Raw genomic sequence first — 15359 nt, 5'->3', positions numbered from 1 at the left:
GGGGTTTCAACCCCCGACGCGTCACCAGTAGAGCGTCGGGGCTGAAGCCCCTCCTACAGGCCTGATTAGCGCTGTGTCTCAGCTGTCGTACGCAGTTGCTGCTCTGTGAGCCTTCCCGCGCCGGCCAGGGCACTGGCCAGGCGCGGCACCATGGCGGCCAGGTTGAAGCGGCGATTGAAGCGGTAGGCATGCGCATGCAGGTAGCGCGCGCCGTATTTGGGGAAGTCCACCGCATGGTGGGTGCCGCTAAGCGCCGTTTTGAGATTGCCCAGGATCGTATTGACCCAACGCAGACGAGGCTGCTGGACGCCTTTGCGGCCGCTTCCGGTCACGATGGCATCGTGGGTCAGGCCTGCCCAGCCCACACCGGTGAACGCTGTCAGCCCATCACTGACGACATGGGTGCCCGGTGCCAGTGCCTGCTGAGCCCACGTGTGCACGACGCTTCTTCGGAAGCTGGAGACCACATCCAGGCGGAGATAGCGCGGGCGCCCTTGATGCAGGGAAACCGCTGCAATAAACGGCACTTTATTGCGCCACTGCGGTTGGCCTGGACCACCGGCGCGTTCGCCGCCCAGATAGGCATCATCGATCTGGACCTCTCCGTCGAGCCGGCGTGACTGCTCACGATCGGCCATCGCCGACATCACTTTGTGCTTGATCCGCCATGCAGTGCGATAGCACACGCCCAGTTGCCGAGCCAGTTCCAGCGCAGCAATTCCGTTCTTGGCTTGGCTCACCAGATAGATGGCCAGCCACCACACCCGCAAGGGAAGCTTGGTGTCTGCCATGGGCGTGCCGGCGGTCAAGCTGGTCTGTACCCGGCAGCGCGCGCACTGCCACAGGTGCTGGCGTCCCCGCTCAAAGCCACTGGCATGCGTGTGTCCGCACTGCGGACACACGAAGCCATTGGGCCACCTGGCCTGAACCAAGGCCTCGACACATTGCGCCTCGGAGCCGTAGCGGCTCAGAAAAGCCGGAATCGAAAGCCCCTTTTGGAACTGGATCCGATTGAGCGTCATCGCCGTATCTCACTGAAGAACCTGCATTTCTAAACCAAGGCAGCATCACCAGCTGAGACACAGCGCTAATCAGGTCCTACAGGGAAGCGCGGGCGCCGCCGCGGCGCAACCGGCCCGCCGATCGCAGGAACAACGTCGGTCGCCAGCTGCACGAACGTGCTGGCTCACTGCACCTGTTCGCCCTGCGCCTGCCCCGCCGCAATCGGTGGCACTGCCGCCGTCTCCGCCAGCGCCTGCAGAAATCCAGGTTCCAGCGGCAGCTTGCCGAACCAGCCGTGCTGGGTGCCGCTCAGCACGCGCAGCATGTGCCCGCGACCGCCCGGCATGCGCCCGGCCGGCAGCATGCCGAGGTCGCGCACGCGCGCCACCAGGTCGCGCTCGGACTGGAACAGCGGGGTCAGCCAGCGGCTCCAGAACTGGTACACCGCCACGTGCGCATGCCGCTGCGCCTGGTAGCGCGCCAACGCCGCGTCCAGGTCCGGCGCCTCGCGCAAGCTCTCGCTCAACACCCACGCGTCCATCAGCGCCATGTTGACGCCCTGCCCCAGCTGCGGGCTCATCGAATGCGCCGCATCGCCGGCCAAGACCAGACGACCGCGATACCAGCGCTGCTGCACCGCGTCGCGATAGCTGGCCCGCGCCAGCTGCGCCGGTTCGCATACCTGCGCCAGGCGCTCGCGCGCCTGCGGCCACAGCTGCGCGACCTCGTCCAGCCACGCGTCCATGCCGCGCGCCTGCCAGGCATCGAAATCGGCGGTGGGCAGGCTCCAGAAGAAACTCATGCGCGGCTCGGGATCGCCCGGGCGGGTGCCGACCGGCAGCAAGCCGATCATCTTGCGCGCAGCCACATAGCGCTGGCGCAATTCATCGGCGAAGCCCCAGTCGCCGCGCGGCAGCAGGCACCACAGCGCGCCCCATGGATAGACCCGGTCCAGGCGCGTGCCCTGCACCTGCGCGCGCAACGCCGAGGCCGCACCGTCGCTGGCGATCACCAGGTCGAACGGGCCATGCCAGCGCCCGTGCTGATCCTGCACCCGGCGCAGGCCGTCTTCGATGGCGACGATGCACGTATCGCGCTGCAACTCGGCGTAACCCTCCCATGCCTGCGCCAGCAGCGAGAACAAGGCGCCGCGCTGCATGCCCAGCCCGAACAGGCGCGCATCCAGGTCGCGGTAGCGCATGTCCATCACCGCGCGGCCGCACGGCGTCTCGCCGTACAGGCGGCGCACCGGCGCGCCGTGCGCCAGCGCCTGCTCGAGCAGGCCGATCCGCCACAGCACCTGCAGCCCGGTCGGCTGCAGCAGGAAGCCGGCGCCGACCGGACCCGGCTGCGGCGCGCGCTCGAACACCTGCACCCGATGGCCGTCGCGCGCCAGCAGCAGCGCCAGCGCCTGGCCCGCCGTGCCGTAGCCGACGATGCCGATCTGCATCCGTTGCTTCATCGCATCCACTGATTGCGGGCGATACCGCTGCGGGTATCGCCATCCATAAAAAACCCCGCCGAAGCGGGGTTCAAAAACAGCTCAGCCGAGCAAGCGATTTACTCGACGGGCGTAATATTGGAGGCCTGCGCGCCCTTCGGACCCTGGGTCACGTCATAGCTGACACGCTGTCCTTCCTGCAGGCTGCGGAAGCCCTTGGAATTGATCGCGGAGAAGTGCGCGAATACATCGGCGCTGCCGTCTTCCGGTGAAATAAAGCCAAATCCCTTGGCGTCGTTGAACCACTTGACGGTACCGTTCGGCATGGTGATGCGAGACCTTGTGCAATGAATGGGTGGTGGTTGTGCGGCATCCCGCACCGGAGGAGTATGCAAAGCTTGCGCAACGAAGACAATCACCCGCGCGCCAGTTCGCCGATCAGCTCCGGCAATCCCGCCGACGCCGCCTGCACGTTCGCCAGCACCTCGGCCAGGGTGATTTCCTGGGCGTCGCCGCAGCCCGCGGCCCAGTTCGCCACGATCGCCAAACACACGTATTCCAGGCCTAATTCGCGCGCCAGGCCCGCTTCCGGCATGCCGGTCATGCCGACCAGATCGCAGCCGTCGCGACGCAGCCGGGCGATCTCTGCAATCGTTTCCAAACGCGGTCCCTGGGTGGCGCCGTAGCAACCGCCATCGACCACCTCGGCACCGGTCACGCGCGCGGCGGCCAGCACCTTGCTGCGCAACATCGGCGAATACGGATGGCCGAAATCCACGTGCAGCACCTCGCTGCCCGGCTCCTCGCTGAGCGTGGACACGCGGCCCCAGGTGTAGTCGATCAGTTGGTCCGGGCAGGCCAGCACGCGCGGCCCGAAGCGCTCGCCGATGCCGCCGACGGTGTTGAGCGCGAGCACCCGGGTGGCGCCGATTTGCTGCAGCGCCGCAAGGTTTGCGCGGTAATTGATCTTGTGCGGCGGCAACGAATGGCCTTCGCCATGGCGGGCCAGGAACGCGACCCGGTGGCCGAGCAGCGTGCCCACCCGGATCGGGCCGGACGGGCTGCCGTAACGGGTGTCGACCTCGCGGGTCTCCACGTCGTCCAGCTGCGCGAGTGTGTAGACGCCGGTGCCGCCGATGACGGCCAGTGCGATGTTGTCCATGCGGATCCTCGAATCGAAACGTGCGCACGCGCCGGCCACGACGGCCGGCGCGCGATGGGAAAAGGCGCCGCGCCTTATTCCTTCATCGCGTAGATCGCCGGCAGGTTGCGCAGGCCTTCGTTGACGTCCATGCCGAAGCCGAACACATAGCGGTCGGGCACGTCCACGCCCACGTAGTCGGCGTTGACGTCGTCCACGCGGCGGTCGTGGCGCTTGACCGTCATCGCCGCGATGCGCACGTCGGTGGCGCCCTGCTCCAGGCACCATTCGCGCACGGCCAGCAGGGTCAGGCCTTCGTCGAGGATGTCGTCGAGCAGCAGCACGCGGCGCCCGTACAGCGCGGTGGCCGGACGGTGCTTCCACACCAGCTCGCCGCCGACGGTCTCGCCGCGGTAGCGGGTGGCGTGCAGGTAATCCAGTTGCAGGTCCTGCCCGCGCGCGCCCAGTTCCAGCGCCAGTTGCCCGGCGAACGGCAGCGCGCCGTGCATGATGGTCAGGTAGACCGGGATCTCGCCGCGGTAGTCGGCGGCGATGGCGTCGGCCATGCGCGCGATGGCCTGGTCGAGGTGCGGACGATCGACCAGCAGGTCGGCCTGGGCCAGGGCCTGGGCGATGGTGAGAGTGGACATCAGGCGGTTTTTCCGAGGGTTGCGAGCAGGTGGGATTGGGTATGGCCGTAGCGGGCATCGGCGAGCAGGCCGTCCCAGCCGAGGGCGCCGCGGCCGATCAGGCCGAGCAGCGCGGCGGTATTGAGCGGGCGCTCGCGCACGGCCTGCAGCGCGTCTTCGACCAGTTCGGGATGGCAGACCAGGACCACGTCGCAGCCGGCGTCCAGGTGCGCGGACACGCGCGCGGCGACCCCGCCGGCGGCGAACGAGGCGGCCATGCCGATGTCGTCGGAGAACACAACGCCGCGGAAGCCCAGTTCCTGGCGCAGGATCTGCTGGATCCAGCGCGGCGAATAGCCGGCCGGTTCCGGCGCCACCTGCGGGTAAACCACGTGCGCCATCATCACCGCATCGGCGCCGGCGGCGATGCCGGCGGCGAACGGCAGCAAGTCTTCCCGGCGCAGCACCTCGAGCGGGCGCGGATCCTCGGCGTTGTCGACGTGGGTGTCTTCCAGCACCGTGCCGTGGCCGGGAAAGTGCTTGAGCGTGGCGGCCATGCCGACGCTGTGCATGCCGCGCACGTAGGCGCCGCTGAACGCGGCCACCACCTGCGGATCGTCGCTGAAGGCGCGGTCGCCGATCGCACGGTTGCCGCGCGCCAGGTCCACAACAGGTGCGAAGCTCAGGTCCACGCCGCTGGCGCGCACCTCGCTGGCCATCAGCCAGGCGTGCTGCTCGGCCAGCGCCAGCGCCGCATCGCGGTCGCGCGCATACAGCGCGCCGAAACCGTGCAGCGGCGGCAAGGCGCTATAGCCTTCGCGGAAGCGCTGCACGCGGCCGCCTTCCTGATCCACGCAGATCAGCTGCGGCCGCGGCGCCGCGGCGCGGATCGCCGCGGTCAGCTCCACCAGCTGCGCCTTGGAGGCGAAATTGCGCTTGAACAGGACCACGCCGGCGACGGCATCGTGCTGCAGCCAGTCGCGTTCCTGGGCGGTGAGTTCGGTACCGGCGACGCCGATCGCGAGCATGCGGGGGATTCTCCTGCCAGCGCTGTTCAGCGCGCCTGGGCGGCATTGTCGCAGATGCCGGGGCCGGCGACAGGCCGCAGCGGCGCCATACGCCGCCAGCGCGTGCCGGTGGCACGCCGTGGCTGCGCCACGTTGCGGTGGTGTGACCGGCCTACACCGCGCAGCCGTCGGGGCCGCCGTCCTGCGCCGCATCCGGCGCAGGCGGCAGCAGGCCGCGCAGGGCAGCGGCGAACACCTCCGGCGGCTGCGCGCCCTGGATCGTGTGGCGGCCGTCGATGAGGTAGGTCGGCACCGCACGGATGCCCATCGCCTGCGCCTGCTGCAGCTGCGCCTGGATCTCGGCCAGGCCCTCGTCGCCGTCCAGCAGCGCCTGCACCCGCGCCGCGGGCAGCCCACCGGCGGCGCCGGCCGCGAGCAGCGTGTCCGTTTCGGCCAGATTGCGCCCCTCGGCGAAATGCGCGTGAAACAGCGCCTCGGCCACCGCCTCGGCATCGCCTTCGCGCGCGGCCAGCCACAGCAGCCGGTGCGCCGGCAGCGTGGTCACCCGCACCTGGCCGCGGTCGAAGTCGAACGGCAGCCCCTCGGCGCGCGCGGTGGCCTGGGTCTGCGCCAGGATCTGCTCGGTGCGCGCAGCGCCGCCGAACTTGGCTTCATAGGCCTTGCGCAGCGGCACCGGCTCGGTGCCGGCGTCGGGATCGAGCAGGTAGGGATGCCAGTGGATCTGCAGCGCCGGCGCATCCGCGCCGAGCGCGGCGATACCCTGCTGCAACCGGCGCTTGCCGATCCAGCACCAGGGGCAGACTACGTCGGACCAGATGTCGAGGCGCATGAGGATCGGGACTCGGGACTCGGGACTCGGGACTCGGAAAAGCATACGGCAGATCGCCGCGAACGCTGCCATGTGGCGGCGGTGCGGTTTGCGGCGCTCAGACGCGCGGCCAGCCGCAGAACGGATGCGAGGCCAGCGCCAGGTTGTAGTAGCGCGCATCGTCGGTGACGTCGGCGCCGATCCAGTCGGGCTTGGCGAAGGCCTCCTCGGCGCTGTCCAGCTCGATCTCGGCGACCACCAGCCCGGCGTTGTCGCCGAGGAACTCGTCCACTTCCCACAGATGGCCCTGGTGCTGCACCAGATGCCGGCGCTTGTCGATCAGCCCGCCCACGCACAGCGCCAGCAGCGCGCGCGCATCGTCCAGCGGCAGCGGATATTCGAACTCCTGCCGAGTGTGACCGAGCGCGCGCGACTTCAGGTTGAGGAACGCTTCCTCGCCCTGCAGCCGGACCCGCACCGAGGCCTTCTGCGCGCCGCTGTCCACCGCCGCCTGATCGTTGATATAGCCCTGCGCCATCGGGATCACCCGATGCGCCGCGGCGCGCCAGCCGTCGCCGGTGACGAGGAATTTGCGTTCGATTTCGATGGGCATGAGGGTGGGGGCTCTGATATCGGGGACCGGGGACCGGGGACCGGGGACCGGGGACCGGGGACCGGGGACCGGGGACCGGGGACCGGGGACCGGGGACCGGGGACCGCAGGATGGTGTCCGAGCGAAAATCGCTGTCAAGCGATCCGATGGAAAAGTGCTAGTTTTTGAAGAAAGAAAAGCGGCATTTGCAGTTCCGACCAAGCTGTTTTTCTGTGGGAGGGGCTTCAGCGCCGACGCGTAATCGATAAGGCGTCGGGGCTGAAGCCCCTCCCACACAAGCGCAAATGCAGCGAACTTGCGAAAACCCCGAGTCCCGAGTCCCGAGTCCCCGGTCCCGAGCCTCACCGCTCAAACACCGCAATACTCTCCACATGCGCGGTATGCGGAAACATGTCCATCGCGCCGGCGGCCTTCAGCACGAAGCCCTGCTCGTTGACCAGGTAGCCGGCGTCGCGCGCCAGCGAGCCGGGGTGGCAGCTGACGTAGACGATGCGCTGGAAGCTGTGCAACGGCAGCTGCCGCAACACCTCGATCGCGCCGGAGCGCGGCGGGTCGAGCAGCAGCTTGTCGAAGCCCTGCTGCATCCACGGCGCCTGGCGCTGGTCCTGGGTCAGGTCGGCGGCGAAGAACTGCGCGTTGTCCAGGCCGTTGCGCTGGGCGTTGTCGCGCGCCCGCGCCACCAGCCCCGCATCGCCTTCCACGCCCACCACCTCGCGCACCGTGCGCGCCAGCGGCAGGGTGAAATTGCCCAGCCCGCAGAACAGGTCGAGCACGCGATCGCCGGGCTGCGCGTCGAGCAGCGCCAGCGCGTGCGCGATCATCTTCTGGTTGAGCGAGGCGTTGACCTGGATGAAGTCCAGCGGCCGGAACGCCAGCTCCACGTCCCACTGCGGCAGCCGGAACGACAGCGCCACGTCCTGCGGGTACAGCGGATGCACGCTGTCCACGCCGCCGGGCTGCAGGAAGATGGCGAAGTCGTGGGCCTGCGCGAACGCCACCAGCGCCGCCTGGTCGTGTGCGCTGAGCGGCTGCATGTGGCGGAAGGTCAGCGCCACCGCGGCGTCGCCGGCGATGAATTCGATCTGCGGGATATCGCGCTTGCCGTCCAGACCCTCGACCAGTTCGGCCAGCGCGCTCACCTTGAAGCCGATCTGCGGGATCACCGTGTGGCACACCGACAGGTCGGCGACGAAGCGCGGGTCGAGCTCGCGGAAGCCGACCAGGGTCTTGTCCTTCTTCTCCACCCGGCGCACCGAGAAACGGCCCTTGCGACGGTAGCCCCAAGGTTCGCCGGACAGCGCCGGCAGCACCGTCTGCGGGGTCACGTGGCCGATCCGCTCCAGGTTCTCGGTCAGCACCCGCTGCTTGGCCAGGATCTGCTGGTCCTCGGCCAGATGCTGCAGCACGCAGCCGGCGCAGACGCCGAAGTGCGGGCAGCGCGGCTGCACCCGCTGCGGCGAGGCCTGCAGTACCTGCAGGGTGCGCGCCTCGTCGAAATGGCGGTTGCGGGCGGTGGGTTCGGCGAGCACCGTCTCGCCCGGCAGCGCGCCGGCGACGAAGGCGACCTTGCCGCCCTCGCCCTCGGGGCGGGCGACGCCGCGGCCGTCGTGGCTGAGGTCGGCGATGTCGGTCTGGAACGGGGTGCGGTCTAGGCGTTTTCTGGATCGGGCCACGTGGCGGCAGGCTGCGGGCGGAAAAGGGCGGCCATTGTCGCAGATGCGCCAGGGCCTGCCGATGCGCCGGGAGCGGCCGTGCTGTGCGCTGGCGCGTGCGCCACGCGGCCCCGCAAGCGCGCGGGCGCGACGCTTGGGGTTGCCCTGGCCTGCGCCGATCCGGCCAGTGGCTCTCGGCGGCGGGCCCGCGACGCCCGCTTGCGGACGCGGCGGCGGCGGCGCAAAGTGGTGCGACGCGTCGGCGGAGCCGCTAAGATGCGCCCAGGCCGCATGGAGGCATAAGGATGGCATCGACTCAGGACCCTGTGACGCGACTTTTGCTGGTCGAGGACGACCCGATCAGTCGCGCGTTTTTGCACGTGACGCTGCAATCCCTGCCCGCGCAGGTCGATCTGGCCGACACCGTCGCTTCCGCCCTTGCCAGTGCGCAGGCCCAGGAACACGACCTGTGGCTGATCGACGCCAACCTGCCCGACGGCAGCGGCGCCGACCTGCTGCAGCGCCTGCAGCGGCAGCGCCCCGGCACCCTGGCGCTGGCGCATACGGCCGACGCCAGCGGCACCGTCCGCGAGCACCTGCTCGACGCCGGTTTCGCCGAAGTGCTGCTGAAACCGCTCAGTCCCGAGCGCCTGCTGCAGGCGGTGCGCCGCTTGCTGGCGCGTGGCCGGGTCGGCGCGGCGCCGGGCGCGGTGGAGGCGGCGGTGGACTGGGACGAGACCACCGCACTGGTCGCGCTCAACGGCGAGCGCTCGCACCTGATCGCGCTGCGCGAACTGTTCCTGGCCGAATTGCCCGGCACCCGCGACGCGGTCGCCTCGGCGCTGCAGCTCAGCGACGAACAGGCGGTGCGTAACCACCTGCACCGGCTGCAGGCCAGCTGCGGCTTCGTCGGCGCCGCCCGGCTGGCGCGCGCGGTGCGCCAGCTGCAGGGCGACCCGGCCTCGTCGCAGGCGCGCAGCCAGTTCAGCGAAGCGGTGGCGGCGTTGTTGCATTGAGGCCGGGACTTGGGACTCGGGACTCGGGACCCGGAAAAGCACGGCATGTCGTTGCCGTGCGCCATCCAGCGCCGGAGTCGCGGCAAAAAACGCGAGCGCCGCGCGGAGTTCCATCCGCTTATTCCCGCCTGCCGCCGTCCACGGACTACGCCGTTCCGGGTCCCCGGTCCCCGGTCCCCAGTCCCGGCCCTGCTGTCCCGAGTCCCGAGTCCCGAGTCCCGAGTCCCGACGTAACCCGGCCCGCCCGCGCCAGATCCTCCAGCATCTCCCACGACTTCAGGCCGCGCCCGCCGAGGTGATGCATCAGCACCACGCGCATGCCGCGGCGCAGGCCGGGCAGGTCTTCGGCCACCGGCATCTCGTCGGCGGCCAGCGCCAGCAGCGCGCGGCCGGTGGCCATGCCGCTGCGCTGGTCGTGGCCGCGGTCGCTGAGCAGGCGGCGCGGGCCGTGTTCGGCGTCCAGCACGTAGCGCGCGGCCGGGTCGATCGGCTCGCCGTCGCCGTCGTGGCGCAGGTCGAACCCCACACCCAGCGCGTCCAGCAGATCGCGCTCGAAACAGCGCAGCGTCCACGCCAGCGGCGCCTCCGCGCCCAGCCGCGCGCGCACCCGCGCGTAGGCCAGGTACAGGTCCGGCGCAGGATCGTCGCGCGGCGCCAGGCGCAGGGTCAGTTCGTTGATGTAGAAGACGGCGAGCATGCCGTCGCCGCTCAGGCGCGGCGCCGTGTCCACCGCCTCGGCCGCACGCAGCTGGGCCAGCTCGCCACGGCGCTGCGCGCTGAAGCGGATCGACTGCAGCGGCTGCAGCGCGGCGCGCAGCGGCTGCTTCTTCGGCCCCTGCACGCCCCGCGCCAGCACGCCCAGCCGGCCGTACTGCGCGCTCAGCACTTCGACCAGCAAGCTGGTCTCGCGCCAGGGGCGCGCGTGCAGGACGAAGGCGGGTTCATGTTCTATCACGGCCGGGACTCGGGACTGGGGACTCGGGACTCGTAAAGGCAGAAGCGGATGACGCCACTCAAGCGCCACGCAATCGATCGACCCAACCTGTGGCCAAACTCAAGGCCCATGAGACCCGTCCCGAGTCCCGAGTCCCGAGTCCCGAGTCCCGAGTCCCGAGTCCCGAGTCCCGAGTCCCGAGTCCCGAGTCCCGAGTCCCGAGTCCCGACCTTACTCCCCGTACCCGAACGCCTTCAGCGCCGCCTCGTCGTCCGACCAGCCCTCGCGCACGCGCACCCAGGTCTCCAGGAACACCTTGGCGCCGAACAGGCGCTCCATCTGCTGCCGGGCCTTGGCGCCGATGTCCTTCAGGCGGGTGCCGCCCTTGCCGATCACGATCGCCTTCTGGCCCTCGCGTTCGACCCAGATCACCGCGCCGATGCGCAGCAGCGCGCCGTCCTCGGCGAAGCGCTCGATCTCCACCGTGGTCGCGTACGGCAGCTCTTCGCCGAGCTGGCGCATGAGTTGCTCGCGCACCAGTTCGCCGGCCAGGAAGCGCTGGCTGCGGTCGGTGATCTCGTCCTCGCCAAACATCGCCGGGGCTTCCGGCACCAGCGCCAGCAGGTCGCGCACCAGCGCTTCCAGGCCCTTGCGCTTGAGCGCGGAGATCGGGTGCACCGCGGCGAAGCTGCGGCCCTCGCTGACCTGCTGCAGGAACGGCAGCAGCGCGGTCTTGTCCTTGAGCCGGTCGACCTTGTTCACCACCAGCACCACCGGGATGCCGGAATCGCTGAGCACCTTGAACGCCAGCGTGTCCTCGTCGTCCCAGCGCCCGGCCTCGATCACCAGCAGGCCGGCGTCCACGCCTTCCAGCGAGCCGCGCGCGGCGCGGTTCATGACCCGGTTCATCGCGCGCTTCTGCTCGCGGTGCAGGCCGGGGGTGTCGACCAGCACCAACTGCCCTTCCGGGAAGCTGGCGATGCCCAGCAAGCGGTGCCGGGTGGTCTGCGGGCGGTTGGAGACGATGCTGACCTTGGCGCCCACCAGGGCGTTGGTCAGGGTGGACTTGCCCACGTTGGGGCGGCCGATCACGGCCACGCTGCCGCTGCGGTAGGGAGACGCTTGCTCGTTCACTTGCTCGAATCCAGTTGCTCGATGGCGGCGGCGGCGGCCTGTTGTTCGGCCAGCCGTCGCGAGGTGCCCTCGCCCTCGGTGACGAGGGCAGGCTCGGCGAGTACGCAGCGTACCCGGAATAGCTTGGCGTGTTCGTCGCCGGTTTCGCTGGTCAGTTCGTAGCTCGGCAGGGTCCGCTGCCGGGCCTGCAGCCATTCCTGCAGGCGGGTCTTGGCGTCCTTCTCCGGCTTGCCCACCGGCAATGCGGCCAGCGCCGTCTCGAACCAGGGCAGGATCACTGCACGGCAGGCCTCGAATCCGGCGTCCAGGTAGATCGCCGCGACCACCGCCTCGACCGCGTCGGCCAGGATCGAATCGCGGCGATGCCCGCCGGACTTCATCTCGCCCGGCCCCAGGGTCAGCCGCTCGCCCAGTTCCAGCTGGCGGCCGATGGTGGCCAGCGAGGCCTCGCGCACCAGTTCGGCGCGGGCGCGGGTCAGCGCGCCTTCGTCGGCCTTGGGCCAGCGCCGGTACAGCGCCTCGGCGATCAGCTGGTTGACAATGCTGTCGCCGAGGAATTCCAGCCGCTCGTTGTGGGGCGCACCGGCGCTGCGATGGGTCAGCGCCTGCGCCAGCAGCTGTGGGTCGGCGAAGCGGTGACCGATGCGGTCGCCGCGCAGGATCGTTTTACTGGCCACCGCGCGTCGTCAGGTCCTGGGTGATGTCGAACTTGCCGACCACGTCCAGGTTGGCGACCAGCGGCTTGCGCACTTCGTAGGCCACATGCATCTTCCAGCCCGAATCCATGCGCTCGAACTTGACGTCGTCCGGCTTCACGTTGTCCGAGTTGTTGATGTCCAGGCGGCGGAACAGCAGCGTCTTGGCCTGCGTCGGATCCATGTCGGCGCTGCCCGGTTCGGCGGCCAGGCCCTTCATCGCCGAACGCACCGCGTAGTACTCCATGTACATGGGGAACAGCTTCATGCCGATGTAGGCGAAGAACCCGACCACCGCCAGCACGATCACGAACGAGGTCAAGGTCATGCCACTTTGCTTGTGCTTCATCGCGCTTCCCCTTACGCCGGACATCACTGGATACCGGTCCCGATCCGCGAGGGATCGAAACTGCCGCTGCAGAACCAGCCTTCGCAATTGAGCCAGACCAGGAACGCCTTGCCGCGCAGATTCTCCTCGGGCAGGAAGTGGGTCTGGGTCCAGAAGCGGCTGTCCTCGCTATTGTCGCGATTGTCGCCCATCACGAAATACTGGCCCGGCGGCACCACCCAATCGCCCTGGCCGGCCGGATTGTTGCGGTCCAGCCACTCCAGTTCGGTGTGGGTGCGGCCCGGCAGGTATTCGGTGAGCAGCGTGGAACCGGTCATCTCCGCGCCCTTGCCCTTGCCGACGTACTCGCCGCGGACCTGGTACTTCATCGGCGTGCCGTTGATGTACAGGGTATCGCCGTGGAAGCCGATGCGGTCGCCGGGCAGGCCGATGACGCGCTTGATCCAGTTTTCGTCGGGCTTGTGCGGCGGCTTGAACACCACCACGTCGCCGCGCTTGGGCTCGCTGGTCGGGATCACCTTCTGGTTGGTGATCGGCAGGCGGAAGCCGTAAGCGAACTTGTTGACCAGGATGAAATCGCCGACCAGCAGGTTCGGCATCATCGAGCTGGACGGAATCTTGTACGGCTCGGCGATGAAACTGCGCAGGATCAGCACCACCGCCAGCACCGGGAAGAACGCCCGCGAGTAATCGACGAGCACCGGCTCGGTATCCAGCAGACCGGCGCGCGCGGCGCGGCGCTTGGCGAAGAACAGCTTGTCCAGCAACCAGACGATGCCGGTGGCGAAAGTCAGGACCACCAGCGCGATTTCAAACCATTTCATTCTTGTTCCTTCGGAATGGGAATCGGGAATCGGCCATGGGGAATCGGAAAGGCAAGAGCGCCCGCTCTTCCCATTCCCTGTTCGCCACTCCCAGCTACTTATCCATCTGCAGCACGGCCAGGAAGGCTTCCTGCGGGATCTCCACGCGGCCGACCTGCTTCATGCGCTTCTTGCCTTCCTTCTGTTTTTCCAGAAGTTTCTTCTTGCGCGACACGTCGCCACCATAACATTTGGCCAGCACGTTCTTGCGCATCGCCTTGACCGTGCTGCGCGAGATGATCTGCGAGCCGACCGCGGCCTGGATCGCCACGTCGAACATCTGCCGCGGGATCAGATCCTTCATCTTCTCGCACAGCTCGCGGCCGCGCCGGTCGGCATGGCTGCGGTGCACGATGATCGACAGCGCATCGACCTTGTCGCCGTTGATCAGCGTGTCCACGCGCACGAACGGGCCGGCGTCGAAGCGCAGGAAGTGGTAGTCCAGCGAGGCGTAACCGCGCGACACCGACTTGAGCTTGTCGAAGAAATCCAGCACCACTTCGGCCATCGGCAGCTCGTAGCTGATCTGCACCTGGCTGCCCAGGTAGTTGATGCCGATCTGGCTGCCGCGCTTTTCCTCGCACAGGGTGATGATGTTGCCGACGTAGTCCGGCGGGGTCAGGATGTTGGCGCGGATGATCGGCTCGCGGATCTCTTCCACGTTGTTCAGCGGCGGCAGCTTGGACGGGTTGTCCATCGGGATCACGCTGCCGTCGGTCTTGAGCACCTCGTAGACCACGGTCGGCGCGGTCGAGATCAGGTTGAGGTCGTACTCGCGCTCCAGCCGCTCCTGCACGATCTCCATGTGCAGCATGCCGAGGAAGCCGCAGCGGAAGCCGAAGCCCATCGCCTCGGAGCTTTCCGGCTCGAAGCGCAGCGCCGCATCGTTGAGGCGCAGCTTGTCCAGCGCCTCGCGCAGGTCCGGGTAGTCCTCGGCATCGACCGGGAACAGGCCGGCGAACACGCGCGGCTGCATTTCCTGGAAACCGGGCAGCGCATGCGGCGCCGGGTCGGCAGCCAGGGTCAGGGTGTCGCCGACCGGCGCGCCGTGCACGTCCTTGATCGAGGCGTTGATCCAGCCCACTTCGCCGGCGCCCAGCGCGGTCAGTTCCTTGCGCTTGGGGGTGAACACCCCGACCTTGTCGACCAGGTGGGTGCGGCCGGTGGACATCACCAGGATCTTGCTGCCCGGCTTGATCTCGCCCTGCATCACCCGCACCAGCGAGACCACGCCCAGGTAGTTGTCGAACCACGAGTCGATGATCAGCGCCTGCAGCTTGTCGGTGTCGCGCGGCTTCGGCGGCGGGATGCGGTGCACGATCGCCTCCAGCACCAGGTCCACGTTGAAGCCGGTCTTGGCGCTGACCGCCACCGCGTCTTCGGCGTCGATGCCGATCACCGCCTCGATCTCGGCCTTGGCGCGGGCGATGTCGGCGGTGGGCAGGTCGATCTTGTTGAGCACCGGCACCACTTCCAGGCCCTGCTCCACCGCGGTGTAGCAATTGGCCACCGACTGCGCTTCCACGCCTTGCGCGGCGTCCACCACCAGCAGCGCGCCCTCGCAGGCGGCCAGCGAGCGGCTGACTTCGTAGGAGAAGTCCACGTGGCCGGGGGTGTCGATGAAGTTCAGCTGGTAGACCTGCCCGTCCTTGGCCGTGTACGGCAAGGACACGGACTGGGCCTTGATGGTGATGCCGCGCTCACGCTCGATCGGGTTGGAGTCGAGCACCTGCGCTTCCATCTCGCGCGCCTGCAGGCCGCCACAGAGCTGGATGATGCGATCGGCCAGGGTCGATTTGCCATGGTCGACGTGGGCGATGATGGAGAAATTGCGGATGTTCCGCATCGAATCAGAGGACATGAGGTGGGCGGCGGCCAGGACCGTCGTCAGGATAACGGGCCATTATCGCATGGCCGGAGGGAGCCAGGCGCCCCGGCGGCGGCACGCAGGCGCTGGCGGCTGCGCGAGCACCGTGCCGAAGAGCAAACTTCAATAAAATCAATGACCGCCAGCGAACCGGAGTTCGCTGGCGGTCATCGGCATTGCGACGCTG

General features: G+C 68.7%; 16 protein-coding genes. 1 reads left to right on the top strand and 15 read right to left on the bottom strand.

Features of this window, described 5'->3' with window-relative positions; translation table 11 throughout:
* Positions 1 to 65: 65 nt before the first annotated feature.
* The 9 genes from KHF85_RS06775 to rlmD all read right to left on the bottom strand — a co-directional run bounded on the left by KHF85_RS06775 (position 66) and on the right by rlmD (position 8335).
* Positions 66 to 1022: an IS1595 family transposase gene (locus KHF85_RS06775; RefSeq protein ID WP_284566649.1), complete on the bottom strand. Its 957-nt coding sequence runs from the start codon at positions 1020 to 1022 to the stop codon at positions 66 to 68.
* A 164-nt stretch (positions 1023 to 1186) separates the two neighbouring features.
* The gene (locus tag KHF85_RS06770) at positions 1187 to 2464 is read right to left on the bottom strand and encodes an FAD-dependent oxidoreductase (RefSeq protein WP_284568988.1); all 1278 of its coding nucleotides are present in this window, start codon (positions 2462 to 2464) and stop codon (positions 1187 to 1189) included.
* 98 nt (positions 2465 to 2562) lie between these two features.
* Positions 2563 to 2769 (bottom strand): transcription antiterminator/RNA stability regulator CspE, encoded by a 207-nt coding sequence (gene cspE, locus KHF85_RS06765; protein ID WP_003488188.1) that lies wholly within the window; start codon positions 2767 to 2769, stop codon positions 2563 to 2565.
* An 89-nt stretch (positions 2770 to 2858) separates the two neighbouring features.
* Positions 2859 to 3605 carry an S-methyl-5'-thioinosine phosphorylase gene (locus KHF85_RS06760; RefSeq protein WP_409976666.1) on the bottom strand — a complete coding sequence of 249 codons (747 nt, stop codon included), beginning with the start codon at positions 3603 to 3605 and terminating at the stop codon, positions 2859 to 2861.
* Between the two features lie 74 nt (positions 3606 to 3679).
* The gene (locus tag KHF85_RS06755) at positions 3680 to 4234 is read right to left on the bottom strand and encodes a hypoxanthine-guanine phosphoribosyltransferase (RefSeq protein WP_003479260.1); all 555 of its coding nucleotides are present in this window, start codon (positions 4232 to 4234) and stop codon (positions 3680 to 3682) included.
* Positions 4234 to 5241 (bottom strand): beta-N-acetylhexosaminidase, encoded by a 1008-nt coding sequence (gene nagZ / locus KHF85_RS06750; protein ID WP_284568987.1) that lies wholly within the window; start codon positions 5239 to 5241, stop codon positions 4234 to 4236. The genes KHF85_RS06755 and nagZ overlap by 1 nt, the downstream gene beginning before the upstream one ends.
* A gap of 151 nt (positions 5242 to 5392) precedes the next feature.
* Positions 5393 to 6070 (bottom strand): DsbA family oxidoreductase, encoded by a 678-nt coding sequence (locus KHF85_RS06745; protein WP_284568986.1) that lies wholly within the window; start codon positions 6068 to 6070, stop codon positions 5393 to 5395.
* Positions 6071 to 6167: 97 nt separating this feature from the next.
* Positions 6168 to 6662, bottom strand: coding sequence for a CYTH domain-containing protein (locus tag KHF85_RS06740; protein ID WP_284568985.1), 495 nt, complete (start codon positions 6660 to 6662; stop codon positions 6168 to 6170).
* Positions 6663 to 7003: 341 nt separating this feature from the next.
* On the bottom strand, positions 7004 to 8335 hold the full coding sequence (rlmD, locus tag KHF85_RS06735; RefSeq protein WP_284568984.1) for a 23S rRNA (uracil(1939)-C(5))-methyltransferase RlmD: 1332 nt from the start codon (positions 8333 to 8335) through the stop codon (positions 7004 to 7006).
* 278 nt (positions 8336 to 8613) lie between these two features.
* Between rlmD and KHF85_RS06730 the strand changes: the two genes are divergently transcribed.
* The gene (locus KHF85_RS06730) at positions 8614 to 9330 is read left to right on the top strand and encodes a response regulator transcription factor (RefSeq protein WP_409975869.1); all 717 of its coding nucleotides are present in this window, start codon (positions 8614 to 8616) and stop codon (positions 9328 to 9330) included.
* A gap of 145 nt (positions 9331 to 9475) precedes the next feature.
* Here the strand turns inward: KHF85_RS06730 and recO are convergent, their stop codons facing one another.
* From recO to lepA, 6 genes are all read right to left on the bottom strand, one after another.
* Positions 9476 to 10285, bottom strand: coding sequence for a DNA repair protein RecO (recO, locus tag KHF85_RS06725; RefSeq protein WP_284568983.1), 810 nt, complete (start codon positions 10283 to 10285; stop codon positions 9476 to 9478).
* Positions 10286 to 10495: 210 nt separating this feature from the next.
* The gene (gene era / locus KHF85_RS06720) at positions 10496 to 11398 is read right to left on the bottom strand and encodes a GTPase Era (protein WP_009583235.1); all 903 of its coding nucleotides are present in this window, start codon (positions 11396 to 11398) and stop codon (positions 10496 to 10498) included.
* A complete protein-coding gene (gene rnc, locus KHF85_RS06715; protein WP_009583233.1) occupies positions 11395 to 12075 on the bottom strand; it encodes a ribonuclease III in 681 nt (226 codons plus the stop codon). The genes era and rnc overlap by 4 nt, the downstream gene beginning before the upstream one ends.
* The gene (locus tag KHF85_RS06710; protein ID WP_284568982.1) at positions 12065 to 12442 is read right to left on the bottom strand and encodes a DUF4845 domain-containing protein; all 378 of its coding nucleotides are present in this window, start codon (positions 12440 to 12442) and stop codon (positions 12065 to 12067) included. The genes rnc and KHF85_RS06710 overlap by 11 nt, the downstream gene beginning before the upstream one ends.
* A 23-nt stretch (positions 12443 to 12465) precedes the next feature.
* Positions 12466 to 13266 (bottom strand): signal peptidase I, encoded by an 801-nt coding sequence (gene lepB, locus KHF85_RS06705; RefSeq protein WP_009583229.1) that lies wholly within the window; start codon positions 13264 to 13266, stop codon positions 12466 to 12468.
* Between the two features lie 94 nt (positions 13267 to 13360).
* The gene (gene lepA, locus KHF85_RS06700) at positions 13361 to 15151 is read right to left on the bottom strand and encodes a translation elongation factor 4 (protein WP_003479232.1); all 1791 of its coding nucleotides are present in this window, start codon (positions 15149 to 15151) and stop codon (positions 13361 to 13363) included.
* Positions 15152 to 15359: the final 208 nt, after the last annotated feature.

This window comes from Xanthomonas graminis pv. graminis (assembly GCF_030168915.1).
Classification (GTDB): domain Bacteria; phylum Pseudomonadota; class Gammaproteobacteria; order Xanthomonadales; family Xanthomonadaceae; genus Xanthomonas_A; species Xanthomonas_A translucens.
Note: the sequence above shows the minus strand (reverse complement) of the source record. Positions and strands in the feature narration are given on the sequence as shown.

Excerpts from the sequence above, each read along its gene's own strand:
- lepB (WP_009583229.1), bottom strand. The coding sequence starts at position 13,266 with ATGAAATGGTTTGAAATCGCGCTGGTGGTCCTGACTTTCGCCACCGGC.
- nagZ (WP_284568987.1), bottom strand. The coding sequence starts at position 5,241 with ATGCTCGCGATCGGCGTCGCCGGTACCGAACTCACCGCCCAGGAACGC.
- KHF85_RS06770 (WP_284568988.1), bottom strand. The coding sequence starts at position 2,464 with ATGAAGCAACGGATGCAGATCGGCATCGTCGGCTACGGCACGGCGGGC.
- KHF85_RS06710 (WP_284568982.1), bottom strand. The coding sequence starts at position 12,442 with ATGAAGCACAAGCAAAGTGGCATGACCTTGACCTCGTTCGTGATCGTG.
- KHF85_RS06755 (WP_003479260.1), bottom strand. The coding sequence starts at position 4,234 with ATGTCCACTCTCACCATCGCCCAGGCCCTGGCCCAGGCCGACCTGCTG.
- lepA (WP_003479232.1), bottom strand. The coding sequence starts at position 15,151 with ATGCGGAACATCCGCAATTTCTCCATCATCGCCCACGTCGACCATGGC.
- KHF85_RS06775 (WP_284566649.1), bottom strand. The coding sequence starts at position 1,022 with ATGACGCTCAATCGGATCCAGTTCCAAAAGGGGCTTTCGATTCCGGCT.
- KHF85_RS06740 (WP_284568985.1), bottom strand. The coding sequence starts at position 6,662 with ATGCCCATCGAAATCGAACGCAAATTCCTCGTCACCGGCGACGGCTGG.
- KHF85_RS06745 (WP_284568986.1), bottom strand. The coding sequence starts at position 6,070 with ATGCGCCTCGACATCTGGTCCGACGTAGTCTGCCCCTGGTGCTGGATC.
- cspE (WP_003488188.1), bottom strand. The coding sequence starts at position 2,769 with ATGCCGAACGGTACCGTCAAGTGGTTCAACGACGCCAAGGGATTTGGC.
- KHF85_RS06760 (WP_409976666.1), bottom strand. The coding sequence starts at position 3,605 with ATGGACAACATCGCACTGGCCGTCATCGGCGGCACCGGCGTCTACACA.